Source organism: Rhizobium sp. KDH_Rht_773_N (genome assembly GCF_052946295.1).
The window spans coordinates 1-26,073 of record NZ_JBRFNB010000002.1 but is presented as its reverse complement, the minus strand read 5'-3'; the positions used below and the strand labels follow the sequence as shown (position 1 = coordinate 26,073).

The 26,073-nt window shown below is 53.2% G+C and carries 21 protein-coding genes and 2 pseudogenes; 12 read left to right on the top strand and 11 right to left on the bottom strand.

Annotation, left to right across the window (positions count from 1 at the left end; translation table 11 throughout):
* Positions 1–27 precede the first annotated feature (27 nt).
* Positions 28–936 carry a polysaccharide pyruvyl transferase family protein gene (locus ACU8HS_RS22050; protein ID WP_112572981.1) on the bottom strand — a complete coding sequence of 303 codons (909 nt, stop codon included), beginning with the start codon at positions 934–936 and terminating at the stop codon, positions 28–30.
* A 654-nt stretch (positions 937–1,590) separates the two neighbouring features.
* Here ACU8HS_RS22050 and ACU8HS_RS22045 point away from each other — a divergent pair.
* The 6 genes from ACU8HS_RS22045 (at position 1,591) to ACU8HS_RS22020 (ending at position 8,817) form a co-directional block, all read left to right on the top strand.
* Positions 1,591–2,892 carry a glycosyltransferase family 2 protein gene (locus ACU8HS_RS22045; RefSeq protein ID WP_447016196.1) on the top strand — a complete coding sequence of 434 codons (1,302 nt, stop codon included), beginning with the start codon at positions 1,591–1,593 and terminating at the stop codon, positions 2,890–2,892.
* Between the two features lie 118 nt (positions 2,893–3,010).
* Positions 3,011–4,021 carry a glycosyltransferase family A protein gene (locus ACU8HS_RS22040; protein ID WP_113413843.1) on the top strand — a complete coding sequence of 337 codons (1,011 nt, stop codon included), beginning with the start codon at positions 3,011–3,013 and terminating at the stop codon, positions 4,019–4,021.
* 140 nt (positions 4,022–4,161) lie between these two features.
* A complete protein-coding gene (locus tag ACU8HS_RS22035; protein ID WP_113413844.1) occupies positions 4,162–5,175 on the top strand; it encodes a glycosyltransferase family 4 protein in 1,014 nt (337 codons plus the stop codon).
* Positions 5,176–5,322: 147 nt separating this feature from the next.
* The gene (locus ACU8HS_RS22030; protein WP_162758042.1) at positions 5,323–6,459 is read left to right on the top strand and encodes a glycosyltransferase family 4 protein; all 1,137 of its coding nucleotides are present in this window, start codon (positions 5,323–5,325) and stop codon (positions 6,457–6,459) included.
* Positions 6,460–6,728: 269 nt separating this feature from the next.
* The gene (locus ACU8HS_RS22025) at positions 6,729–7,697 is read left to right on the top strand and encodes an NAD-dependent epimerase/dehydratase family protein (protein ID WP_447016482.1); all 969 of its coding nucleotides are present in this window, start codon (positions 6,729–6,731) and stop codon (positions 7,695–7,697) included.
* A gap of 16 nt (positions 7,698–7,713) precedes the next feature.
* Positions 7,714–8,817: a glycosyltransferase family 2 protein gene (locus ACU8HS_RS22020; protein ID WP_447016195.1), complete on the top strand. Its 1,104-nt coding sequence runs from the start codon at positions 7,714–7,716 to the stop codon at positions 8,815–8,817.
* 172 nt (positions 8,818–8,989) lie between these two features.
* Here the strand turns inward: ACU8HS_RS22020 and ACU8HS_RS22015 are convergent.
* Positions 8,990–9,395: pseudogene (locus tag ACU8HS_RS22015) on the bottom strand (transposase); the annotation flags it as partial.
* A gap of 26 nt (positions 9,396–9,421) precedes the next feature.
* Positions 9,422–9,826, bottom strand: a complete 405-nt coding sequence (locus tag ACU8HS_RS22010; protein ID WP_447016194.1) for an IS5 family transposase — start codon at positions 9,824–9,826, stop codon at positions 9,422–9,424.
* Between ACU8HS_RS22010 and ACU8HS_RS22005 the strand changes: the two are divergent.
* Positions 9,803–9,979, top strand: a pseudogene (locus ACU8HS_RS22005) (IS481 family transposase); the annotation flags it as partial. The gene ACU8HS_RS22010 and the pseudogene ACU8HS_RS22005 overlap by 24 nt on opposite strands.
* An 80-nt stretch (positions 9,980–10,059) precedes the next feature.
* Here ACU8HS_RS22005 and ACU8HS_RS22000 read toward each other — a convergent pair.
* From ACU8HS_RS22000 to ACU8HS_RS21985, 4 genes are all read right to left on the bottom strand, one after another.
* Positions 10,060–11,376 carry an HlyD family type I secretion periplasmic adaptor subunit gene (locus ACU8HS_RS22000; protein WP_113413414.1) on the bottom strand — a complete coding sequence of 439 codons (1,317 nt, stop codon included), beginning with the start codon at positions 11,374–11,376 and terminating at the stop codon, positions 10,060–10,062.
* A complete protein-coding gene (locus tag ACU8HS_RS21995; protein WP_447016193.1) occupies positions 11,376–13,094 on the bottom strand; it encodes a type I secretion system permease/ATPase in 1,719 nt (572 codons plus the stop codon). Before ACU8HS_RS21995 ends, ACU8HS_RS22000 begins: the two co-directional genes overlap by 1 nt.
* A 212-nt stretch (positions 13,095–13,306) precedes the next feature.
* Positions 13,307–13,741, bottom strand: a complete 435-nt coding sequence (locus ACU8HS_RS21990; RefSeq protein WP_447016192.1) for a hypothetical protein — start codon at positions 13,739–13,741, stop codon at positions 13,307–13,309.
* 974 nt (positions 13,742–14,715) lie between these two features.
* Positions 14,716–15,312: a transglutaminase-like cysteine peptidase gene (locus ACU8HS_RS21985; protein ID WP_112573007.1), complete on the bottom strand. Its 597-nt coding sequence runs from the start codon at positions 15,310–15,312 to the stop codon at positions 14,716–14,718.
* Between the two features lie 318 nt (positions 15,313–15,630).
* Between ACU8HS_RS21985 and ACU8HS_RS21980 the strand changes: the two genes are divergently transcribed.
* The 4 genes from ACU8HS_RS21980 (at position 15,631) to ACU8HS_RS21965 (ending at position 20,154) form a co-directional block, all read left to right on the top strand.
* Entirely contained in the window at positions 15,631–17,070 is a 1,440-nt protein-coding gene (locus ACU8HS_RS21980; protein ID WP_112567233.1) for an O-antigen ligase family protein, read from the top strand.
* Positions 17,071–17,312: 242 nt separating this feature from the next.
* The gene (locus ACU8HS_RS21975) at positions 17,313–18,521 is read left to right on the top strand and encodes a polysaccharide biosynthesis/export family protein (RefSeq protein WP_113413413.1); all 1,209 of its coding nucleotides are present in this window, start codon (positions 17,313–17,315) and stop codon (positions 18,519–18,521) included.
* A gap of 97 nt (positions 18,522–18,618) precedes the next feature.
* Complete coding sequence (locus tag ACU8HS_RS21970; RefSeq protein ID WP_112704179.1) at positions 18,619–19,281, top strand: hypothetical protein; 663 nt, start codon at positions 18,619–18,621, stop codon at positions 19,279–19,281.
* Positions 19,282–19,398: 117 nt separating this feature from the next.
* Positions 19,399–20,154: a hypothetical protein gene (locus tag ACU8HS_RS21965; protein ID WP_113413412.1), complete on the top strand. Its 756-nt coding sequence runs from the start codon at positions 19,399–19,401 to the stop codon at positions 20,152–20,154.
* Here the strand turns inward: ACU8HS_RS21965 and ACU8HS_RS21960 are convergent.
* From ACU8HS_RS21960 to ACU8HS_RS21945, 4 genes are all read right to left on the bottom strand, one after another.
* On the bottom strand, positions 20,146–20,946 hold the full coding sequence (locus ACU8HS_RS21960; protein ID WP_113413411.1) for a metallophosphoesterase family protein: 801 nt from the start codon (positions 20,944–20,946) through the stop codon (positions 20,146–20,148). The two genes, ACU8HS_RS21965 and ACU8HS_RS21960, sit on opposite strands and share 9 nt — an antisense overlap.
* 332 nt (positions 20,947–21,278) lie before the next feature.
* Positions 21,279–22,184 (bottom strand): polysaccharide pyruvyl transferase family protein, encoded by a 906-nt coding sequence (locus tag ACU8HS_RS21955; protein ID WP_112567218.1) that lies wholly within the window; start codon positions 22,182–22,184, stop codon positions 21,279–21,281.
* Positions 22,185–22,320: 136 nt separating this feature from the next.
* The gene (locus tag ACU8HS_RS21950; protein ID WP_113413410.1) at positions 22,321–23,823 is read right to left on the bottom strand and encodes a lipopolysaccharide biosynthesis protein; all 1,503 of its coding nucleotides are present in this window, start codon (positions 23,821–23,823) and stop codon (positions 22,321–22,323) included.
* On the bottom strand, positions 23,810–24,757 hold the full coding sequence (locus ACU8HS_RS21945; RefSeq protein ID WP_113413422.1) for a glycosyltransferase family 2 protein: 948 nt from the start codon (positions 24,755–24,757) through the stop codon (positions 23,810–23,812). Before ACU8HS_RS21945 ends, ACU8HS_RS21950 begins: the two co-directional genes overlap by 14 nt.
* A gap of 397 nt (positions 24,758–25,154) precedes the next feature.
* Here ACU8HS_RS21945 and ACU8HS_RS21940 point away from each other — a divergent pair, with 397 nt between their 5' ends.
* Positions 25,155–25,901, top strand: coding sequence for a family 16 glycosylhydrolase (locus ACU8HS_RS21940; RefSeq protein ID WP_162758022.1), 747 nt, complete (start codon positions 25,155–25,157; stop codon positions 25,899–25,901).
* The last annotated feature ends 172 nt before the right edge of the window (positions 25,902–26,073 follow it).

Below are 26,073 nucleotides of genomic sequence, written 5' to 3'. Positions count from 1 at the left end.
CCCTTAATGCATGCGCGCTAAGTCGTGCTATTCTGCTTGGATCTGGATTGACGTTCTTTCCCTCACGAAGTCCTGAACCCTGTTCAAAGCATTGTCGGTAAGAGACGCGATTTTGTCATCGACGCTCAATTGCGGTTCTTGTTTTGCCAGCGTCTGCAATCGCGCAGCCGCGGTATGAACTAGAACCATGTTGAGTGGTGCTGCCAAGATGCTCTTGTTTAGTTGATAGGCGCGCGGGCCGTGATTTTTCTTGCTGCCCGAGATTTTCAAATAGGTTTCAAAAACGCTGGACGGCCACAGATTGTGCTGCCTTAGAGGGAGATCCAGCGAGTCTGCCCAATCGAACCATTTCATGCGATTCTCGCTATGGATTGGCTGCACTGCAACCCATGGCACGCGTATCGCATCGGCGACGATCGCGCCGTGCATTGCTTCGGTAATCACCATCTTTGCTGCGGTCATCTGTGACAGCACGACGTCCACAGGGTCCCGGGGGTCGATGAAGTCAATACCTGCATGCTTGCAGGCCTCTTGCCAGAAGCCGCGCGGAATGCTGTGGAAATGAGGAATGAAGGCAACCCGGTCGGTTTTGGCGGACCGAGGAAATTCCATTGTGCGGAGCAATATCGCGCCGTCACAAATCGCCTTGGACGGATCTAGGCCCAGCAGCGCAGCGGTGCGTGGGCCTCTTACGAATACCACATTCCATGAGCCGTCGTGCATATCGGGTGCATTTGTGTAACCCCCGAAGCCGGACCCCATGACATGTTTGATCGAGGTTTTGGGCAAGTTGTTCCAGATGATGGAGCCGATACCAAGAAAGATCTCTTTCTCGTTCTCATCCAGAAACTGAGACGGCAGAATCCTGTTCCATATGTATGGATTCAGTTCATCCCCGAAATTCGGAACCTTGCCCTGAAAATACGTCAGTTTCATTGTCTAGTCCGCTCCTCATGCCCGTCCGCAAGCAATGCGTTCTGTGCAAGCCTGTGTCGAGATTTTCGATTCATGAACGTCAGAATAACTCTTTCGCTTTACGGGAGATTGTCTGGCCGCATTCCTCTAGGCGAATCCCGTCATTGGAAAAAGCGTCCACAATACCTGCCTCATGCATCAGCATAAACGGATGCCGCACCAATGTTCGGATCCCAGTTAACATGCCAAGCGCGTCAAATAAATGATGAAAGTGAAAAGGAGACGACGTTCAGCTGCTCATAATTGATGCATTTCCGTTAAGTGCCTTGCCCTTATAAGTGGTCTAGTGGCTGCAGGCCGACGACTGGCGAATGTGCAGAGGCTCAAAGTTGACACCCACGGAAGAGTCGGCCTACATATCCTCCGATACGTGCCGTCGACCAGCGACATTGCTGCCATTTAGGATATACCTAATGCGCTCAATTCAGGAAGAACGTGATTTGTAAACGGCCTAATGTGCTCATTGACGGTTCCATTTTCATACGCCTGACGCATGCGCGGGCCAATTTGCGGAACCAGTGACTTTCCAGCCACGATAGGAGATCCATTGGAAGCGGGGTCTAGATCTTGGCGCTGCCTTTTTGTTGATGCAGCCTCTTCGAAATGGATGCTGATATGACCAATTCGCGCGAACCTGATGGTGATATGCGGTCACCGCGCCCATTGATATCTGTCGTCATGGCCAATTATCGTGGCGAAGCCTATCTCGAGCAGGCAGTGATGTCAGTCTTGCAGCAGAGCGTGTCGGATTTAGAGCTCATTATTTCTGACGACGCATCGCCGGACCGCAGCGTGGAAATCGCGCGGGGCTTGATGGCAAAGGATGGCCGGATTCGGGTTTTAACTTCGGATACAAATCAGGGGCCGGCTAGGGCTCGTAACAATGCCCTCGCTGTTGCCAGGGGGCAATGGATCGCCGTTGTCGACTCTGATGATCTGTTGCATCCGAATCGATTTGAGCGCCTCCTTGCCGCGGCAGAGTACTACGATGCTGCGATAGTTGCTGACGATCTGCTTCATTTTGAAGATTCCGACAGTACGGCTGTGTCCTACCTGCTAAACGGCCAGAAATTTGCAAAACCGTTCCTTATCACGGCGCAAAATTTTCTTGGTGGTCGCGATCAGGATATTCCGCCCTTTGGCTATTTGAAGCCGATGTTTAGATCGGCGATACTGAAGGGTGTCCGATACGACGAGGCCTTGAAAATCGGGGAAGACTACGAACTAGTGCTACGGTTGCTGCTTGAGGGCGCCACTTATGTTGTCGTACCGGAACCTTTCTATCTGTACAGGCGTCATCCGAATTCCATTTCCTATCGCCTCTCTGAAGCAGCCGTGCGGGCCATGATCGCGAGCCAGAAGAAGCTTCGTTCGAAGTATGGGCCGTTCGATGATGACGTTGCCAAAGCTTTCGACGGTCAGATGGTTTCGCTATCGCGAGCTCTGGCGTTCGAACAGCTTGTTGCCGCGTTGAAGGCAAAGAGGCTTTTGGCGGCGGGGATACTGTGCATCAAGCAACCTCGGTTGATTGATGCACTCCTTGGAGTTGTCCGCGATCGAATTTCAAGGTCGTCTGATCCACGCGAAGAGCAGTCGTCAGAAGCGCAAACTGCTGTCACGATACTGTTTGCGGACGAGCAGACGGAGCCGTTTCAAATGGCGGAGGCAAAGAGCTTCGCCGAGCAGCACTCCTCACAGTTGATTGTGGAAAAGGCCCCAAGATTGAAGAAGCCGGCCGAAGCATGGGCGGAATCTCAGGAGCAGCAGAAGGAGCGGTGGAAACGGCTGGCTGCATTCGGCAACAAGAACATCGTTGCGTTGCTTTACAGCGGGCCGGCCGGGCAATTTGACTCAGGATTTATTCCTGTTCCCGGAAAGCGCCATAGATTGCAAAATACTGAAATATTGCAGCCTTGATGCCGGAGGGAACATGCAGTTCTCGCGCATAGTCAAAATCGCTTCAAATTTGTCTAAAACCATCCTGCGTAGAGTTTGCGCGCAGATTGTTTGAAAGTTTGAGACAGCTAGGCAGGATATGACAGAAAAAACTCAAGAACTCGTGCACGTCCGTACTCCGACCTACAGAAGGCCGGCAATGCTTCGTCGTTGCCTTCAGTCGCTCATTGATCAGACCTGGAGCAACTGGATTTGCGACGTTTACGATGACGATCCCGGTGCGTCCGGGCGAGGGGTCTGCAACGCCTTCAACGACCCGCGGATCCGGTATAATCACAATGTCCCGCAAAACTTCGCATCGAAGAACATCGACAGTTGCTTTACAGCCCGTAACCCACTCGGGGCGGAGTTTTTCTTCGTGCTTGAGGACGACAACTATGTTTTTCCTGATTTTGTTCGCCATAACATCGATTTATGCCGCACTCAGGGCGTGAATATCCTCCTTCGCAATCAGCTGATAGAACTGGCTAGTGGCACGGATCATGCGTCTCTCAGCGAGCATGGTGTGTTGGACCACCTCTTTCGCGAAGGCCTATATTCACCAGAAAGATTTCGGCTTTCACTGATAACGGGCATCGGGGTGTCGAATGGAGGGGTGTTCTGGTCGCGTCACGCCACCACTCGCCTTGAGATTGGTGTCAAATGCACGGCGACGGCGCAGGAGTACTTGCGCACGTACTCGATCAATGAGCCTGTCTATGTAGCGATGCAGCCTCTTGCTGTGTGGGCGGAGAATGCGGAGCAGACGACCCGAAATGCAGAGCTCAGCAGCTCATATCTGCGGCGCGAACTGGACCTGAAGAGGTGCATACAAAGCTTGCAGCGGCTCGCCTGGGAGGCGGCGGGACGAAATGAGCGAAGTGCTTACATGACGTCGAATAGTTTTGCGAGCACCGCCGCCGAGCGCGAACAAGCCCTGATAAAGGCACTGCTGCTCGGGTTTTGGAAATCCGATGCTCTGCCGTTTTCGACGAAGCTCCGTACATTCGCTCGAGGCTTGATGATTCGCATTCTCGGGCGGCCCTATCCGGAGTTCGGAGAATTCCTAAAACAAATTCAGCATTCGGGAAACGCAACTGCAAAGCGCTGAGGGACCGATTCGTGGCTAGTAAATCGCAGTTAAACATCCTGGCGCCCGTAGGGTATCCATGGGACTTCAGTGGTCCTCGTCATTCCCGACATCGCGTGAAGCGAAAGCGCTTCATACCGTTCAATAAATTGCGGGGAGGGATGGATGGTTTTACTATGTTCAACCCGGTGGACAGCATTCAATCCGACTTGATCCACGCCTTCAATCGCATCCCGCTCAATGCGAAAAAATTCGTGATCGGCTTTGAGTCGCATTTGCCGAGGCTCTTCGGAAACCTTGGTGCTGGCTACCAAAGATTCCTTTATCGACAGCTTCTCTCGAAGCGTTGCGTCAAGATAGTTGGAATTTCCGAATATGCGCGGGCGAATTTTCTAGAGGCGCTGGAATCCGCAGGCTTACCCGAGAAGGATCAGCAGGCGCTGAAGGCAAAGCTTGACGTGCGATACCCCAACATGGACATCCCGCCTTGTGATCGAGATATGCCGATATACCAAGGGGAGATTCACCTGACTTTTGTCGGAAATCATTTCTCACGAAAGGGCGGTTGCACTGTGGTTCGGATGGCAGAGCTCGCTTTGGAGCGTAAGCTGCCATTTATCTTCAACATCGTATCCGCCTTGCAATGCGGCGGCAGCATATGGACAGATCCTTCACGCGAAGAATTCTATAGGCCCTATCTGCAATTGTTGTCGTTGCCGAATGTCCGGCATCATAAGACTTTGCCCAACAAAGAGGTTGTGAACCTGTTGGAGCGCAGTCATTTCTCAATCTTGACGACTTTTGCTGACACCTTTGGCTATAGTGCAATCGAGTCAATGGCAAAAGGCACTCCGGTGATATGCACGAGCCAGGGGGCTCTTCCCGAATTTGTCAAGGATGGCATCAACGGTTTCACGCTGGCGCCGGCGGTGACAGCTGGCGCGCCGGATTGGCGCCCGGACTTCAACAGCCGAGGCGATACGGATTTCGAGAAGCTATTTGCGGAAAATGTCGAGCGGCTTGCCCAAGGCGCCATCGACAAATTGCAAGATATTCGGGATTCCGCTCGCTACGCGAACATGCGCCATCAGGCTTATTCAACTGCACTCGAATTCTTCGATTCAAGAAACGCGACATCCTACTGGGACAACGTCTACGAACTATCCTCGCGATGAATGGCGGTCACCTTGTCGCGAGCAGCACCTGACGCAATCAACCGCGGCGAGATGCCGAGTGGATGCCTGAAATCGTCGGGGACTGGCGCAGGAAAGATCCTCCAGGCATTCGACGTTCTGATACAATAGTAAGGTTAGGTTTCTCGTTTGAAGATACTCTATTTGGTTCATGACCTTTCTGATGCCGCTGTGATCAAACGGTGCCGCATGCTGCAGGCTGGAGGTGCGACTGTGGTGCTTGCCGGATTTACCCGGCGGCTGGAATTGTCCAAGTCCGTTCAGGCATTTTCACCGGTAGTGCTGGGTGTGACCAAAGACGCTCAATTCTTGCATCGGGCGCTCTCAGTTCTAACGGCCAAGCTGGAAAAGCACATTACGGATATGACTTTTGATGTCGTCCTTGCGCGAAATTTGGAAATGCTGGCGTTGGCGCGCCGGGCAGCCCGCAAGGTCAAACAACCTGTCCATATTGTCTATGAGAGCCTCGACATTCATAGGCTGTTGCTTCGCCAAGACATCGTCGGTCTGCTCATGCGCTACATCGAGCGGAGCCTGGCGAAGAATACCGCGCTCCTTTTGACGAGCTCGCCGGCATTCCTGAAGAACTATTTCGAGCGTCGGCAGCATATCAAAACCCCGTCGTTGCTGGTTCAGAACAAGGTGTTCGGAGCAGACCTGAGGCGGACGCACCTGCCTGAGATAGGGGCGCGGCCACTTACAATTGGCTGGTTTGGCATCTTACGCTGCCGTAAGTCGCTGTCACTTCTGTCACAGTTTTCTCGGCAGATGGAGGGGCGCGTTCAAGTCATTCTTAGAGGAAGGCCTGCGTACCACGAATTCGATGATTTTGATGCCACTGTCGCCAAGGAGCCATATCTTCGATTTGAAGGTCCGTATGATGGTCAAAAGGATCTGGAGCGCATCTATAAGGAAGTTGATGTCATTTGGGCGATCGACTTCTTTGAAGAAGGCCTGAATTCGGCATGGCTGCTGCCCAATAGGCTCTACGAAGGATGCTATCATGGATGCGTTCCATTGGCGATGGATGGAACCGAGACAGCGAATTTCCTCAAAAACAACGAAATTGGCCTCGTTTTGAATGAAGCGACGCCCGAGGCCCTATTGAAGTTGTTCAGCGCATTGACACCGTCCGGTATTCAGGCGCTTGGGCAGGCTGTTCGGGATCGTGACCAGACACTCTTCGCCTTCTCGCAGGCAGCCTCCGCTGCCTTGGTAAATGCTCTGGCAAATCCGCATTCAAACGGCACTTTGGAGATCATCTGAGATAATGTGAAGTCCAATCATAGGGTTGCCGGATGGAGCGAGCGTTCAAGAAAATAAACTATGCCGCATTGCAGCATTAGTGGTATTGGATGTTGTGCATAGTGCAGCCAAGATCCGACGGCTCTGCGCTGGCGCGTTAGGTGCCAGCATTGCCACATCGATAAGGCTGCGGTTTCGACAAAAGACATCACGAAAGTGAAATGATCCATCGAGCTTGAAGTGATAATCCCCCGAGAGTTCGCAGTTAAACGAGGCTCAAATTGACCCCAATGAAAAGCGGTGTGACTATTGTATTTGGCGGAGCAGGGTTCATCGGAACCCATCTCTTGAGGCGCCTCCAGGCGAATGGCGAAAATAGCCGCCTGATCAGTGTTGATATCAAGCGGCCGGCCCGACAAGTTGATGGCGTCGAATATGTGCAGGCCGATGTTCGTGATCTTAGCGGCTTTGAATTTCCGGACAATACCAGTTTGATCTACAATTTCGCGGCCGTGCACACCACGCCCGGGCACCCAACCCATGAGTACTATGAAACCAATATTGCGGGTGCGCTCGAAATCACCAGGCTTGCAGCGCAACACAACGTTCCCGAAATTGTCTTCACCAGTTCGATATCGGTGTATGGACCGGGCGAAGACCGCAAGACGGAGAATTCGCTGCTGACGCCGGTATCTGCCTATGGATATTCGAAGATGCTGGCAGAGAAAGTCCACAAGAACTGGCACGGGGGAGAGGATGGTCGCAAGCTGACGATCGTGAGGCCCGCCGTTGTCTTCGGTGCCGGTGAAGGCGGGAATTTTACCCGCCTCGCAAAGTTGATGAAGAAGGGATTCTTCATCTATCCTGGAAGAAAGGATACGATCAAATCCTGCATATCGGTCCACGATCTTCTGGATGCGATTGAGTTTGCAAGATCTCGAAACACGGGATTCATAGTTTTTAACGGCGCTTATCCTGAGAGATATACCCTGATGGATATTGTGAATACTTTCGCGATTGGCCATTTCAAAAATGTTAAGACTGTAAATCTGCCAAAATGGGTAGTTCTCGGCGCAGCAAAACTGCTCCGCGTTATGGATGTCTTTGAGCTTGGGGTTCATCCTGAGCGCGTGTTGAAGCTTATACGTTCAACGGATGTATACCCGGAATGGCTCGTAAGTCAGGGGCGGGAGTATCCACAGGGCCTTGCTCGGGCACTGGACCGTTGGTCGAAAGAAACAAATGGACGGTTTAACTAATCTTGGGACAACGACCTTGGATAGCACCATAGCGATAGAAGCCAAAGACAGCGGCAAATCGTTCGATTCCAGCGCATTTCTCCGAAATGCCAATGTGGTGGTGGTAATTCCCACGTTGAACGAAGAGCGAATGATTGGAAGCGTGTTATCGACGCTCATGGAGGAGCAAAAGACAGTTCCGAATCTTGAAATTGTTGTTGCCGATGGAGGTAGTTCCGATCGAACGGTGGAAATTGCGCGGCGCATCGCGACAGAGCATTCGTTTGTTAGTGTGCTGGACAACCGCAAGCGTCTGCAAAGCGCAGCTGTCAATCTTGTTGCTCAAGCGTGGCGCGGCAAGGCTGATTTTCTTATCCGCTGCGATGCGCACTCCATTTATCCGGAAAGCTTCGTAAGTCGGCTGATAACTACGCTCACCGATACAGGGGCGGATTCCGTGGTCGTGCCAATGGACTCCGTTGGACGAAACTGCATCGAAAAGGCTGTCGCATGGGTTTCAGATACGCCCGCCGGATCGGGCGGTTCGGGACATAGGGGTGGAGCGAAAAGCGGTTTTATCGATCATGGCCATCATGCCGCATTTCGACTCGACAAGTTCCTGTCTGTCGGAGGCTACGAAGAGACATTTAGCCACAACGAGGATGCCGAGTTCGACTGCCGCCTAAATGCTATGGGAGGGCGGATCTATCTCGATGCCAGCATTCGCATTGGATATCATCCGCGCGGCAGCTTCTCGAAGCTGTGGAGGCAGTACTATAATTATGGCAAGGGAAGGTCTCGCACCGTCCGGCGTCATCCACATACAGTGCGAGTGCGGCAGGCGGTCGTGCCGGCGCATTTTTTGCTGTCAGTTGCCTCCTTTGCGTTGGCAACAATCACCGGATGGTGGTTGTTTGTGGCTTGGCCGGTGATGTATGCGGCTGCTTTGACGGCTGTATCAATCATGATCGTTGCCAAGAAAAGATCTGCCTGTGGCTTCCTCGCGGGCGTTGCTGCCTGCATTATGCACACCGCTTGGGCCTGCGGCTTTTTCAAGGGGTTGCTATTCTCACGTGAGAAGCGCTGGTCTGCCATAGAGATTCGGCAAGATGCTGCTGGCGTAGAGGGGCTCGTCGAGTAAATATTTGCCGATCTGACAGGGATTGTTGCGGATGACGGCCTCTGCTTGCATGGCGTCGATTACTTTACGCAGCCGGTCGCTGTATCAGCCGTAGCAATGCCGAAGGGCAGCTCTTTGACGAGTCTGTTGGCTTGTGAAACATCGTGTTTTCAGCATGAAATGAACAGACATCAAGGTTGCGCGCGACCATGTCGATCTTGGTGTTCAGGCGGCCACGAAAAGGATCAAGGCCTGATCTTGAGCGCGCTGTTTGCGCCTGATGCATGCCGATGAGCGCGGATGATCGTACCGCCGATGATCTGATACTTGAAGTCGTCATCATCTGTCATCGCCTCAAAGAGCGGCCGCCAGGCCTTTCTCGCTCAAACGACTGAAGCGGCGAGATACACTGTTCTAGTCACCGAACACGTCTGGCAAATCGCGCCTAGGGGAGCCTGTCCTGACAATCCGGACGCTGCTTCAACGAGCATCCAATTTTCATGCTCTGACGAGACACGTGTTCGCCCGTTGCCAATGACGTGATCCGACATCCGTTTTCGCTGATCATCATAGCGGATCAAACGGTCCAAGACGCCTATCTCTACGTCCGGAGAAAAGCTATCAACTAGGTCGTGGACTCATAAATTCGCATCCACAGCCTAGCCGAGGCGAGAGCGACGGCAGCAAGGAAGTTGGTGGCGAGCTTGTCGTAGCGGGTGGCAACCCTCCTGAAGTGTTTGAGTTTGCAGAAGAAGCGTTCGACGAGATTGCGCTGTCGGTAGAGGCTTGGGTCGACTGATCTCTGGACCCTGCGGTCGCGCTGGGTTGGGATGTGGGCCTCGCCGCCGCGTTGTCGAACCAGGTCGATTAGGTGCTGCCAGTCGTAGCCACGATCGGCGATGACGACAGACGCTGAAGGAAGCCCTTCGAGCAGGCCGGGCGCGGCGGCCATGTCGGAAGCATGCCCTTGCGTCAGCGCGGGCCGAACCGGCAAGCCCCGTTCGTCGACCACGATCAGCTCCGAACCCATCTCCAAAGCTTCATTGCCGCATATAACTTCGGCCGCCGCCTCAAGACGCTCAAGGGGCTCACGCCCTACGAATTCATCTGCAAACGATGGACAATAGAACCAGAGAGATTCATCATCGATCCGATCCATCAAATGCCGGGACTAAACACCTAGAACCGTCGAATTTGGAAGTCCTAAGAGTCCACTCTTCCTAGAGTGGTGCAGTGAATCAAGAAGCTGGTTTAGGCTTGCTGTTATTCTTCCCGCATTGCTCGTTGCATCTGATCAGTCAGTGGTTTCATGAGATATGAAATGACGCTGCGATTCTCGGATTCTATGAAGACCTCCGCCGGCATGCCGGGATAGAGTGCAAGTCCAGCAAGGTCTCCGTCAGCCGAGATATTCTGTCCGATCATGACCGGATAATAGGTTTTCCCGGTTTTGTCATCCTTTACAACGTCGGGGGCAATTCGAGTCACCGTTCCTTCGATTGCCGGCGTTGTCGTCTGACTGAATGCCGTGAACCTTACCTTTGCAGACTGTCCGAGGTGGATCTGGTCGATACTGCTCGGCAGGATCTGTGTTTCGACCGTCAACTGACGATTGGTGGGAACGACAACCATAATTACCTGACCGGGAGCTACAACCTCGTTGACGGAATGTATCGTCAACTGCGAGACGGTTCCGTCAACCGGCGAGCGGATGTCCAGGTGGTCGATTTGATCAATGGTCGCAAGCCGCTTCTGCTCATACTCGGCAATGTCTGCATTGCTCTTGGAAATCTGTTCGGAAACATCCTTTCGTTGATCCTGCTCAAGTTGAAGGACCTGCAGATTGGTTTCACTGATCTTGGCTTGTGCCGCGGCCTTATCGGCGGTCTTTTCCCCTATTTGCCCTTCGAGATCTGCCTCCGACTGTTGCAGTGCAAGTAACCTCGGCCGGGTCATCAGTCCCTTTGAAAGCAATGCTTCCGCAGAGCTGCGATCCTCCTTCAGTAAGGCCAAGGCCTTGCCAAAAGATTGCAATTCCACTTCCAGGCCGGAGATCTGTTCTGCTAGCTGTTGACGGCGAGATAGCAGCTGCGCCTTCATTCCCTCCTGGGCTTCACGCCGGCTGGCGAAGAGGCGCTTTTCGTCCTGGAAGAGTGCATCAGCATTTATGTCGCGGAATTTGGCGACTGCGTCGGGAATTGTGAAACTGCCAGTTCCATCTTGCTCGGCATGCAATCGGGCACGTTGAATATAAAGGCGTGCAAGATTTTGTTCGATAATAGCCAGATTTGCGTTCGAGAGTGTCGCATCAAGGGAGATGAGGATATCGCCAGCATGAACCCTTGCTCCTTCCGTGATGGCTATTCTCCTGACAATCCCACCTGTAAGGTGTTGAATTTTCTTGCTAGAATTCTCGATCACGACGGCGCCCGGCGCAACGACGGCGCCTGACAGTCGGGAGGTTGTTGCCCATGTGCCGACGCCAAACAGAAGGCTGGCGGCGAGTGCTGGTATGGCAATGACATAGGTTCGCACGCCAGGGCCGGATTGCTGCAACCGCTTTCGTTTTCTGCGTGCCATCAGCCCGCCCCCTGTCCCTCAGCGACGATCCGCATCCCCGCGACGCGGCTTGGCTCGGCTGGTCTCTCGACGGGTGACACACGAGAAAGTACTTCCTCCTTGGGGCCAAACAGCCGCATCCTGCCGTCCTCCATCACAAGCACTTGGTCAACGGCGCGCAGTGCACTCGGCCTGTGCGCGACGATCACAACGATACCGCCCCGCTGACGGACTCCAGCGATCGCGTGGTTGAGTGCCTCCTCACCATTTCCGTCTAGATTCGAATTGGGTTCGTCGAGAACGAGGAGGAAGGGATCTCCATATAGTGAGCGTGCGAGTGCCACTCTCTGTCGCTGCCCTGCGGACAAGAACATGCCTCCGTCGCCGATATCGGTATCATATCCCTGTGGGAGACCGACAATCAACTCATGAACTCCTGCGGCCTTCGCTGCTGCGATGACGGATTCCGGTGACGATCCCGTTGAGAAACGAGATATGTTTTGGGCGATTGTGCCCGAGAAAAGTTCGACGTCCTGTGGCAGGTAGCCAATCAATTTGCCGCGGTCATCTTCCGACCACTGATTGATTGTTGCACCATCCAAGCGGATACTGCCGCGGAATATGGGCCAAACACCGATAAGCATTCTTGACAAGGATGACTTACCGCACCCGCTTGGGCCGATCACCCCCATGGCGCTGCCGGCCTTCAATTCAAACCGCACGTCAGCGACGATCGGACGATTGAGTGTCGGCGCCCCGCCTGCAACAATCTCGACAGATAGGTTGTTCGACGGACGTGGCAGCCGGATCGGCTCACTGTGGGAATAATTCCTATTGATATATTCAGAAAGGCGGCGACCGCTCTGCTTCGCGGCAATGATATTTCGCCAATTGCCGATAATGGCCTCAACGGGGGCCAAGCATCGCGCGGTCAAAATAGACCCAGCAACGATAATGCCCGGGGAGGCCAGATTGTCAATGACGAGCACCGCACCCGCACCCAGAATCCCGGATTGGAGGCCAAGCCTGAAGATCTTGGAGAGAGTACCGTAGATTCCAAGCAGATCCGTAATCTGTCTGTTCTCTGTTCGATAATCCTTATTGATCTGAAGCCAGTTCGTGGACAGCGGTTGAACCATACCCATCGAGATCATCGCCTCCGCATTGCGTTGGGTCGCGATGATTTTCGACGATCGGGAGCCTTGTGATCTTGCCGCGGACTCCGTTTTTTTATGTGTTGTGACATATGTGAGCAGGGTGAAAACTATCAGCATCACCGCCCCAAATATCGCTACGTAGCCGATCAGAGGGTGAAATACAAAGCAAACGACTAGGTAAAGAGGAAGCCATGGCAAATCCAGGAGGGCCGTCAGGGCGCTTCCGGAAATGAATGCGTGGACCTGATCTAGATCTCTTACGGCCTGAACGCCGTCGCCGATTCTGCCGCCGGCAACCGGCGCATGAACAACGGCGTTGTAGGTCTTCTTTGCGAGATTGGCGTCATACCTGTCCGCGACACGAGTCAGAAGTCTACTTCTCAGCACCTCGAAAAGGCCGTGATAGAGATAGAGGCCCGCCGCCAAAATGCTCAAAACAACCAGGGTCGGAATGCTTCCACTCGGTATGACGCGATCATATACCTGAAGCATAAATAGAGATGATGTCAGATATAGAATATTTATCAATACACTGGAAAGTGAGATTGCTACGATAGATCCTTTTCCTACCGTTGGCAGCATGCCCATACTCCACCTCTCGGACCCTTGGGAAAATTTCGTTACGCGCTACAAGTAGTCTATAGAGTGGCCGTTAGGGCTAAATAATATAATACTAGGCGTGGTGACTTTTCTAGCCATTTCTTCTGGCGAAGAATTTGCTAGCATAGAACGCCGGAAACAGCTCCGGATGGAGCTGTTTCTCGGTGCTTCGCTCAGGGAGCGTGTGCTTACGATTAGGCGTAGAAGCCGTAGTCGCCAGCACCGATCGTGTGACCGTTGGCCGACTTGATCTGGAGGTAGTAATCAGTGTTCGTCGCGGTGTCGTGAATGACGTAAACATCGACGCCCGGGTTATGAGCCTGGCTCTGCGCACTCAATGCATCGTCCTTGGCGAAGGTCGAACCAGCACCGAAGCCGGTGAAGCGCAGGAAGTCGTTGTTCGTGGAAGACCATGCGCCGGCCCCCTGAAAGTCCCAAATGAAGTCCTGAGCCTTGGTGCCGAGGCCGGCATCGAAGTCGTTCTTGCCGAACGCGAAAGTATCATTGCCAGCGCCGCCATAGAGATAATCTACGCCCTTGCCGCCCATGATGAGGTCGTTGCCAGCGCCGCCGTCGATATGATCCGTGCCGATCGTGCCGTAAATGCTGTCGTTACCAGAAGTTGCCATCAAACGCTCCTTTGTTACTGTCGCCGTCATGGTTAAGGATTTATTACGGCGGCCCTGAACGTATTGGTCGCTATATTCACAGTCAATACCCCCGATGCGTCCATTTCTATGCTCTTCCCGTTAAGGTAAAAGCGAAAAATCCGATGTATCTGCCGGCTGTGTGGTGTTGTGCCTTTAAATGAAAACCTTGGCTCTTGCATTTGCCGATCGGGTTGTTTCTCGGGGAAGACGCCATGGACGACAAGGCGCGTTGCACGAGGAGAAAAAACAACTATACGGTGACTTATGAATGCTGCGATGCTGCCAATTCTGTGCTCACCGAGTTGGCGTGGCAAATTGGCGCAGACAAGCTTTGGTAGAAATTGACGCATTCTGTGGCTTAAAGTGGAGCCCTCGCGCGACGCCTTGGTGTCTGGCTATTGGCCCGCTTGTCGGGTGTCGACGTGTATTAATGCGCGATCCCAACAGATGATCGCTCTTCTTCGGCGGGCTGGATTCGTCGATCAACACCAACGCAACTGAGATGGCGACGATAGTGTAACTATCGGATCGATCATGACCGCGGATGCAAGAGGCGGGTGTTAAAGTAAATCAAATCACATGAGCCAAGCTCATTGATTTCATTAGTGGATGGAAGGCTTTGCCGTCCCGAAGCCAGGAGCGAGCCAAAGGCGTTCCGCGAGATGCGGCAGCCAGATTTCTGCGATGGCCAGTGGAAGGAGCACTTCGAAGGAAACTAGCGGGTTGTCACGAACGGCACGCGGGGTATGGGGCCTGTCATCGAAAAGCGGCGATTGCCATATGACAACCGAGCCTTCAGCGACGCTCTGCCGGCTACACTGGCTCACCGCCCGCCATTCCTCGTCATGTAAGTCGCCTCACGCCATTGCTGCTTCTTAAAAGCAGACTTGAATCACGGTTCAACTGATCCAGGAATCCATTCTGTCAACAGGAGCTAGCTCGCGCAGATGATGCTAGAGCTCGAACCATTCACGAGGGTTGTCACCGGACTGAATCTTCAGCCATCTCAGACCCGCATTCCTCCATGGCTTTATCGTATTGGTTCGGTTGTCGAGCACCAAGTCGCCGCGATCGGTCCTCACCACCAGGACTGCATGGCCTTCTCCTTCCGCCGTTTTGGTAATCGCGATGCGCAATGCTTTAGGCGACCAGCCCATTGCAATCAGGTGATCTCGTTTTGTCAGTGCGAAATCCTCGCAGTCACCTGAGCTAACATTGACCTGCCAGATATCGTCGGCGGGAGAGTCTGACGCATCGTTGACTGGAATGATGCTGCGATTGACAATGTTGTTGACCGAGTGGAGTTGTTTGTCAGCAAGAGCTGTAAGGATGATTGTTGACGCGCCATTGCGGGCCTCGCATTCATTGGGGTTCTTTGCGCAGAACATTATATGAGCAAACGGTGCCATCGCGCGGCGCTTCTCCGAGATGTAGCTGTAGGCCGGTGCCTTTTGGAGGCCGCGTGCCATGCCGGCTGGACCTGCGGCAAACGCACAGTTGGCGCCCAGCAGCGAGAAGATAGCAACAGCAATAAGCCCATTCTTTAGCATCGTCACATCCCGGTCTTCTGAGTGTTCTTGCGGCATTCCCATCGGAGCGACCACGAAACTGGTGGCTTGCCGAAGGAATAGCAAAAACGCTTCGTTTGTTGCGTTGCGAGGACCATAAGGACGGAAGATCGAGATCCGCTTAAGCGGTTACGGAAGATTTTAACGAAACGGCACTTCCACCGAATTTTTCTACCTGTATCCAAGATACAACTAATCGAATTCGCATTGTGTAGAGCTAGGGCTTGATAAATCCGCCGGCTTCCCTCAGAAAACCTGCCGCCCCACAGAATTCGTGCGGAGAGGCTGTCAAGGACATCGATGGACAAACTCGCTAAAGGCTTTGCGTATCTATACGGGGGTGTCGTAATTGCGGCCGCGATACCTTACGGTCTTGTGCAGACCGTTGCCTTTACCGGCATTTGCGCCATTATGTTTGTTCTTGCTTTTCTTGCTATGCTGATCTTCGGCAAGCCGAAGCGTGGCGGGCATGTGTTCTCCGGTGCCCTAATCATTTTTCTTATCTTATGTGCATGGATCCTTCTTCAATCCTATGGCAGTTCCCCGATTGCGCTCCCGGAAGGATCCATCTGGAAGGACGCTTACGATCTGGCTGGGCTGGCCGATGTCAGAATATCGCTGGAACCCTCGGACACGCTGAACGCGCTGCTTTATCTGGCGCTGCCCGCCATGACGTTCCTGACAGGTCTGATCGTTGCGGACACCGATGAGCGCTCATTGATCATTTTGCGTGTTCTCGCAATCGGTGGTGGTTTGGTTTCTCTTTTCGGACTACTGCAGTTCTTGCTCGCGCCTCATAGTTTGCTTGCGGTTGAAAAGGACGCGTATATCGACAGCCTCACGGCAGTGTTCGTCAATCGCAACACGGCTGCCACCTATTTAGGGGTCGTTCTCCTGCTGCTGATGACGTTCGCAGTGCAGAGCGGCCGGGAGTATTTCGGTCGGTCGCCGTCTCAGGGTTCCGAGGATGGCCTGAGAGGAATTCCTTTGGCTGTATATTGCGCACTTACAGTGGTAGCATTCACATCCCTGATGTTGACGCAGTCGCGGGGAGGTATCTTTGCATTTGGAACAGCGTCCCTGGTCTATTTTCCCATGCTCGCATTTCATCGAACGCAGAGGTCCTCCCGGGAGTTCGGGGAGAGGCCGGGAGAGGGCGCTGCAAGGCGTTGGAGCCGCGTGATTATTGCAATTGTGCTGATCCTCGGAATCGCCGATCTCTTGGCCAGCCGCGCAATCTTTCGGGCCAGTGTAAATGGGCTAGACGACGGCAGGTTCTGCGTGTGGCCGGATATTGTTAAAGCGGTGGGGCAGCATTGGCTTTACGGGACAGGTTTCGGTACGTTCCGGACGGCCTTCTCGGCCTACCGCGATCCATCATGCGGCATAGCGGGGATCTTCGATCGTGCTCACAATTCATATCTCGAGGGCTTCCTCACTCTGGGCATCGTATTCCCTTTGACTTTGGCTGCATTTCTTCTTTTGATCGGGACATCTTTCTGGCATGGCTACGGCCAGCGCAAACGACTGAGACCGATTCCGTTTGTCGGTTTCGCCGGCACTGTTCTTGTCGCTATCCATGCTTTGGTCGATTTCTCGTTGCAGATTCCCGGATTTGCGGTGTTATATGCGGCATTCTTGGCGGCTACTATTTCAGTCTGTCACGGAAGGGATACGAGACAGGTGAAGAAGAAACACAACCCGTCGAAAATGACTATACAAAATGCATCTCAGCTATAATCAATGACTCGATCAGTTGCTCGATTCGCATTTCAACCACATTGTTCTCTATAGTTAAGGTGTCGTTGTATTAGAGGTGTATAAAATGGCGGAATATTAACCACGTCCGTTAACGCTTTCTGTGGCTTCACTGCAACAAGAACAAGGCGTTGGCCGTAATCGCCCAGGTCCGTGGAAATACTACTTGTGTTTTGCGACTGCGAAGGGCATGGAACATTTAGGGACATTTGAACGGGTTGAATATGCGCATTTCCGCCATGTACCGCCGCGGCATCGTTTTTACGACCGTGATCGCGCTATCTAGCTGCACATCTTTACCGCGATCGGGACCCGATCATGTTGATTTTGACAAGAAGGCGTTGATTAAAGTCACCACGCCGGAACGTAAGGTGGGAATCGATTACGTCCTGATTGATTTCAACAAAGCTATTCTTCCGTATTTTGAGGATGTGAAGGCCAATACGCTTCAGGCGGGCTTTGGAGGCGGGCGCGGTGGTGCGCCGGATATACCGCTGGGCTATGGTGATATGGTTCAGGTGTCGATATTCGAAGCGCAGTCCGGTGGTCTTTTCATTCCGTCAGACGCCGGTAGCCGCCCTGGCAACTACATTACCTTGCCTCAGCAGACCATTGATCGGACCGGGACGATCAGTGTTCCTTATGCTGGGCGCGTGCCGGCAGCAGGCCGCCTCAAGGAGGAGGTGGAGCGGGATATTGAGGATAGGCTTGCAACGCGCGCCATCGAGCCGCAGGTCGTTGTGACCACGACGACAAGCCGCTCCAGCGAGGTTGCTGTTGTCGGCGACGTGAAGGATCCGCAGAAGGTTCCGGTGACGCCGGCAGGTGATCGCGTTCTTGACGTCATTTCCACGGCCGGCGGTCTGACGACTCCCAATATTGAAACCAACATCACGCTTCAGCGCCGAGGCAAGATCGCCACGGTTGCCTATGAGACACTTCTGAAAAATCCGGCGGAGAATATTTTCGTGGCGCCGGGCGATACGATTTCGGTAGAACACGAGCGCCGAACATATATCGCTCTTGGGGCGTCGGGGCTGAATGCGCGCATCGAGTTTGAAGACTCGAATCTTACGCTTGGTGAGGCTATCGCCAAGGCTGGTGGCGTCCTCGACAATCGAGCTGATCCGCGTGAGGTGGTTGTATACCGACAGGTCGATCGCAATATTCTCAAAAAGTTGAACATCGACGTGTCGCGTTTCCAGGGCGCTCAGGTTCCTGTTATATTCCGTGCTAACATGCGGGATCCAGCGACGCTATTTGCGATCCAGCAATTCCGGATGGCGGACAAGGATGTTCTGTATATTTCGAATGCAAGCTCGGTTGAGCTCGTCAAGTTCCTGGATATCCTGAACTCGATTACGTCTACTATCTCTGGTGTATCGGACGACGCGAATTCTACTAAGAATTCGATCAACGATCTTGGAAACTAGTGTATTAACAATAATATTCCATTTTTGGGATTATTACCCGGAAGCCGATTGCCTGAAAGGCATTTCCGGGTAATATGTCCTTAACGGTGATTTAATCATGGCGACCAATATGACCAAAGTGATCGCAAGAGTTTTCTTTATGGCGGGCGCTCTTTTTTGCTCGGCAACGCTGTCTTTTGCTGGAAGCTGCTTGTTAAATGGTGGTGCTGCAACAGACGCTACATTAGCTGAATTTAATAATTCTCCATCAAGTCTTGTCGGGGGTAATCGGGCCGAGAGTGAGATTATTGATCAGGTCCGCTTGCTGGCGGCAACTGAAACGGATCTTACAGGGAAGATTCTGGAACTCGGGGCTAGCGATGCGACAACTGTGTCGCAGAAAGCGGCGATCGGTGCTGGTCTTGGGCGCGCAGCAAATGTATGCCGGGCGGCTCACCCCGATCTCGCAGATGCGATTGCCAAGGCGCTTGCAGAGGCGCTCGTGACGAATCCCGCATTGGCCGGTGTGCAGACTGCATTCCTTCAAGCGCTCGGAGGTCAGACTGCTGTGGCCGCGCTTGGACCCGGTGGTGCTGCGAGTCAGGCTTCGGGTATTACCTCCAATTCGCCTGCCACAATTACCGGCGGCGGGGAAGGCGGAACGGGAACAGGCATCAACGGAACGGCCACCGATACCGGCAACTTGCTTCGAGTCGGTCGAGCAGGCGGCGGAAACTTCACGACCGAAATCGTAGAGCAGGTTAGCCGCACGGGTATCTAAGGCTCCATTCATTTTTTGATTTGATTGATGACAGCCGCTCGCCAAAGGGCGGCTGACTTTTAGGTAATACACCTCTGGAAAGCCAATCCCCATCAACGTTTATTTTGAAAAATATCCATGCGGAAAGCATTAGTTTTGGGTGAGCGGATATTTTTCCTGGTCGTGGCGGCACTTCTTTTCTCACTCGCATATTCAGAGATTGCCCAATCTGCGCGATTTGCGAATGTTTTTGTCATCGCCGAGCGTCTTGAAAAGACGGATCAAGCCAGCAAAATCAATCTATCGAAAATTCTTGCTGACACAGGTGCGATCGTCGATGAGGGTTTCTGCCGATCGGATATATTAATGGCTGGGGCGACGATTGCCCTACGTCATTTTGATGAAGGCGATGAGATTGCAGATTATGCTGCGTGGTCGAAAGCCCTAGCCTTCAACGAAAAATATTTCCGACACGCTATTTCCTGTATGCCGAGCAATAGCAATTTTTGGCTTAGACTCGCTATGACCCGCGCTGTTCAGGCAGAAGAGCCGACCGATATTGCGCGCTTAATGTCCATTTCAGTGAGGCTGGCACCGGCCGATCAATTCTCGCTTATTGCGCGGCTCTATTTCTGGAACCATTTGAGCGCAGCCACACTCAAAGCGGCGTCACGCGATCTCAGGAAAGACCTGAAAACTCTCTTCACGAGTGGCGATCCGAAGAAAATTGCAGCGGCTCTTCCAATCGTCAGCGATGCGCTCCTTCCATATCTTCTCGAGGCCACTCGCGATATGGTGGAAGATCGCAAGAAGAGTTTTAGCTGGGAGGGCCTGGATATCAAGAAGCTGGGCGAGCGCTATGCCCACAATGAGAATAGCCAGCCATCAGGTTAGAATTTGTGCCGATTTGCCGGCAATCTTCAAAACTGTAAGATTGCCAGTTGCGAAAGCGGCGGTGTCGATGCCTATGCGACCATTTCCAAAGAAAGGTTTCCCCACGGGCGTATGGCCATGAATAACAATAACAGGAAGTTGCGGACCCTCGTCGAGGAACGGCGTTCGGATCCACAGGAGATCCTGATCGCTCTGACTTTGTAGGGGTATGCCGGGCCTGACGCCCGCATGGACGAATACCAGATCACCAACTTCAAGCATCGTCGGAAGTTGCCGTAGAAATTCCGCATGGTGCGTCGGCACCTGTTGCTTCAGGGCAGCGTGCAAAGCTTTTACACCGCCGTGTTCGAAAATATATCTTACATCAATGCCATAGGATAGAAGAGTTTCTTGTCCCGCAAATCGTAGCCATTCCTCGGCACAGTGCGGATCATCGAGCAGCCGTGCAAATGCGGCGTCATGATTACCACACAGGGCAATTTGATGGATCTTGTCGTCGCCGTCGTTTGCCAGGTAATCGATAACCTCGCGTGATCGCGGTCCTCGATCGACGTAGTCACCCAAGAAGACGACAAGGGCTTTGGTATAGCTCGCGGCATCGATGCGTATCTTGTTCACTGCCGCCAGAAGTTCTTCATAGCACCCGTGAACATCACCGACTGCATAGATTGCGGAATATTCATTGAGAGGAAGCGATAATCGACGACGCTGCCGCAAGTTGCTCTTGCGGGAGCTCCTAGCCTTTCGGCTGAAAATTCGCTGAAAAATTCTAGATGGATGACCTGCTGCCATTTTCAATTTGCCGATAGCCGATTAGGAAATGGCAGTATTATCATGATGCTGCGCCGATGAGCGATCTGAACAGAAAGAGCTTAAATGTCCGTAAAGCTGCTCTCGCGTTGCTGTAATATTGGTGACAGCAGCCGTCGCGTTTGACTGTATTTGGAAAGCTTTGTATGGCGACCTCTTCGGGACAGATTCATGATGGGGATTTCGCAACGTTGTTATGTTCTCCCCGGAGGCGCTCGGGATTATCTGCGGAATTCTACGCCGTGTCTATCGCGGGCAATACGGGCGCTCTTTGGCAAGTGCGCCCGCAGATCGGTGGTTAGAGATATGCTTTCTTATGCGCGTGCCACGCTCTCGGTACGGGTGGAGACAAAGCTGAAAATCGCTTCCTGAGCACGCTGTGTCTGACGTTCGATCACGTCGTCGCGGCTGAGCTGCGGATCCATTTTGGCGAGCTGCTGGAGTCTCTTAGCAGCTGCATAGGTCAAGATTGCGTTTGCTGGAGTGGCAACAGCGCGCTTGTTTAGCCGCCCAACGATGCTTTCTGGCGAGCCTCGTCTCGTGAGGCGCGTATAGAGTTCCGCGATGCTCGATGGCCAAAGTCGCGGCTGGCGCAGATCCAGCGACAGAGCCTCGGCCCAGTCGAGCCATTTTGCGTGGTGTCCACTATAGATAGGTCTCGCCGATACCCAAGGCGTTCGTAGAGCATCTGCGACTATCGCTCCGTGCATGGCCTCGGTGACGAGCAGCTTGGCGCCTCGAATCTGCCCGATAATCTCATCAAGATCTCGGGTCGGATCAATGAGCTTAATTCCGGCCAGTTTACATGCCTCCGGCCAGAAACCTCGATTGAGGCTCTCGTAGTGGGGCATGAACGCAACTTCGCTTTGCTCCCGCGGTTCCGGCAGGTCGATAGTTCGCAGCAGAATGGCGCCGTCGGCTATCGCCTTTTCGGGTGGCAATCCGAGCGTCGCGGCCGTTCGGGGGCCTCGCACGAATACTATGTTCCAGGATCCGTCATTAATCTCCGGCGGACTGCCGTAGCCTGCGTAACCTGAGCCCAGGACATGCTTGATAGCTTCGCTTGGGTAACCGTGCTTGTGAAGGATCGAGCCAATGCCGAGAAATAGTTCGGAACTGTCTTCGTTCAAGAAACCGGGGGGGAGTATTTTGCTCCACATATACGGATTAAGTTCGTCGCCAAAATTCGGAACTACGCCTTGAAAGTAAATGAGTTTCACTTAAGAGCCCTCGTTTTCTCTTCGTCACGTCGAATGGTTTGGATTGACGAAACTGGCAATCCCGTTGTCGGTTATCTAGTTAAGTTCCTATTCGAGAGTGCAATGAAATGCAGTTTTGCGATGCACCTCGCGCCAGCTAAGCATTCGAATGTGTCCTTTTGACAATTGACATCAACTCAACAACCCTTCGCCACCCTAGGGAAAGAATTGCTACGAGATAAACCACCGCTCCACAGCCGATTTCCGCCGCGAGACGCACCACGGGATCAACATCAGCTAGTGATCGCTGGGCAAGAATAACGCATAGGAACATCAGCAAGGCCGCGAATGTCGGCAAAAGGAACGGCCTCAAATAGCTCAACGGACTGATCTTCAGAAGCTTGGCGGTCATCACCGCCGATACTGGCCAGTAGAGGCATGTTTTTAAAGCTATGGCGCAGACCATTACACTCACGCCGAAGCGGTAGAAGCATAAGACTACAGTAGCTGTCAGTACCTGATTTGCCACCATGTACCACATCCACCAGTCAACTTTACCCTGGCTGCGTATCAGGGAAGATTGCAATACACCGACACAGGCAAGCAGTCCAATCAGACAAAAGGCCCTCAACGCCCACAGTGCATCGATCCACTGTGGGCCGAAGACGAGTGGTATCAGGTCGCTGGCGACAGAGGCTAGGCCGACAAATATCGGGAATGACGCTGCAGACGAAATGAAGGTTGCCGACAGATAAACCTCTCGGAGTTTTTCGTGCTCGTTTCGCAGCGTTGAAAGAAGCGGAAAAGAAACGGAACTCAGTACCCCAACCAGAAGCTGGCTGAGGATTTGATATATCCGTTGCGCAAATCCGTAGAGGCCGAGCGGCCCAGCCCCAAGAAGAGAGCCGACCATCAACTGGTCCACATTTATCGTCGTCAGGATGCGATTGCCGGACGCAAACAGACCGAACCGCTTGAGGTCGGCCAATGCAGCCCGGTCGAAATGCCATCCTGGACGCCATCTGACGGAAACGAGAGCTGCGATCGAAGCGGCCACCGCAGCAGAGAGCTGCGAGAGCGCGAGAGCCCAAGCTCCGTATCCCATGGCAAGAACTGAAAGGCACACGATGGCAGAGACGATAGAAGCCATTGTCGTGCGTATCGCCAGACGGTTGAAGGACATCGAACGCGTAAGCAGCGCATTCGGGACGGTGGCTGCTAAGTCAAAAATCACTCGCGCTCCGACAATCGGAACAAACAAGGCGAGTTCGGCTTCTCCTGTCATGAAGGATAGAGGCCATGCTGCCATCAAAAGAGCGACATAGATAACCACTGCAGAGGCCATGCACAGCCAAAAAACAGTGTCGAGATGTTTCTTGGTAATGTCCCTGTGTTGGACAATTGCCTCTCCAAATCCGACCGGTGCAACCGCACTGGCAAATCCAGCTATGCTCGCGGCAAATGCAACAATGCCGAATTCGCTGGGCGAGAGGAAACGTGATGTGATCGTAAACACACCCGCGCCAACCGCGGCAGGGGCAAGGCTGTTGAAAGACGACCAAATAACGCCGCTCAATGCGGCTTTGGCCCTTCCTGTCTTCAAATGCTGATAGGAGTGTGCCGGATCCTTTGTGGTCGCGTCGGTTTCATCGGCCGACATTGGCGCTTTTCCCATCCGTCAGCACTGCTCCGTATTGTTCGATTTCCCGTGCACCTATCAACGCGCTGATGGCACCCAGATGTAACATGCCACGCAGATAATTCCGACGCCACTGTACTGGGGAAACCAGGCCGAAAGCGGTCGTTCCAAAGCAATACGCGGCCTTCGCTGCCGCCATCATAAGAACGCTCAATCGGGCCATCAACTGTGGATTGTCTCTCGAGACGATTCGACCGTGCGTTTGGCCTGAGCGGAACCGCCTGCTCGACAACCATTTAAGGCTTGCGCGTGATTGCGGGACAACTTCTTCTATCCATGCATTTTCCGCATAGCTGATTCGGCCACCACGGCGATGGAGCCGCGCAAAGAAATCTGTGTCTTCTCCACCGCTTTTACCACGGGACAGATCGAAACGAAGATCGCTGATTTTGTCTGAACGCCGATCCATGAGCACGTTGCAAGTATAACCTGTAACGATCTCGCCTTTGACAAAAACCGGAAAGGTGGAATGAAAATCGCCTTGAATCATCCATTCGGGCATTCCGGCATCATAGAGAGCACGCACCGGCCCGAGTACTGCTTGCGCCCCGCTTTTTTGTGCGACCGCAACCAATTCAGTAAGCCATCGGCTCGTGACTGTCTCGTCGTCGTCAATGAAAGCCATGTAGTCGCCAGTAGCCGCTTCCAGACATGCGTTGCGCGCTATCGATATATTGTTTGCAGGGGCGTGAAGGTAGGTAACCGGGAACGACAATTGTTCGGCGGCTTTCGCGACAATGCCACGCGCCGTGGGCTCAAAATCGTTGTCAACGACGACGACGCGTACATTCCAGTTCGGTTCAAGCTGAAGTTTTTTCAGTGAAGCCAAGGTAGCTGCGATCTGAGGCCGACGAAACGTGCAGATGCATATGGTAATCGCCGTCTCTGGCATCATGAGGCGTCGTCCATCCATTGGTACTGCCGAACCTTCTACCCAATATCCAACGACAATGCCAGCCGCATTTCGCAGTGCATCATGGTTTTTGACGTCCTCTGTGACGAGATCACATATCGAGCCCTTAAGCGCCGGAAATACAACGGAAATTCCATGCCTGCCGGGTGTGTTTCGTTTCCGGGCGCGTGACCTTGGTGTACGAAACCGTCTGCAGTGCGTCCGACTTGCGAGCGCATGAAAAGATCATTTCGGCCATTTTTGCGTTCCGATTGATTGTCCGGTAGCACAGCAAAAAGCCATACCGCCGAGCAAAATGTCTGGGTTGCCGCAGCGTTTAATGCAACTATGAGCCTCCATGGAACCTCACAGATGCCAAGACCTGAAGATTGGAGCTATCATGCGCACCTCCCGGCGGCTAATGTACTTTCTAATATTCTCATTTGTTGCCGCAAGCTCGGCCGCGAATGCGCAAACTCTGCCCAATTGGGCTGGGGTGCAGTTGAAGCTATGGAACTATGCTAACCCATTCTTTCCTGCCGAGTGGAACGAGGCGAAGCTTGGTGCATACAATTGGAAAGCGGCCAACGCGGAAATTGTGAGCGGTACGTTGAATTTAAGTGTGACCGAAAGGGCATCTGGCGAAGTTCAGGGCAACACTTTCGCGGCCAAGGGGCGCTGGGAAGTGGAGGTCACTCTTCCCAAGATGGCGCCGGGGTTGGTCGCGGCGCCGTTATGGCTGATGAGCAAGGACGCTAATGCCGACGAGATCGATTTTGAGTTCGTCGGAACAAAGGGGCTGACGATCACAGCTTGGACAAAAGTGAATGGAGCCAAAAAAGCTGTCTACAGCATGGGCTCTGATGCGCCGCTTATCAAAGGCGATCTTTCCGGAAAGAGTTACAAGCTGGGGATCGAGTATGACCCCGGCAATTCGATTACCTGGTATGTGAATGGGAAACAGATTGCCAGAATCACTCCCGTGGACACCGGCGGGCTATTCTTTCCTTCCCTGCCGCTGAAGCCTTATTTCGACCTTTGGGTTGCTGACGGGCTCGATCCTCTTTGGGCGGGCCAGTGGACGCCGATGGCATCTGGCTCAAAGCTCACGATGAAAGTCACAGGATATAAATTTACGCCGCTGTAGGCACCCATATTGCGGTTACAACGTGAGCGCAACGAGCGACTGATGGGTTTCGTATAAGTGCGGGAGTTGCGTTTTGCGGGATTTGGCTTGCAACTATAGAAAAACCGTTGTCGCCCCTAGGTCTTTAAATGCGAGTTCACGCCAGTTGAAAGTCGCTGATGGTCAGCGCAGG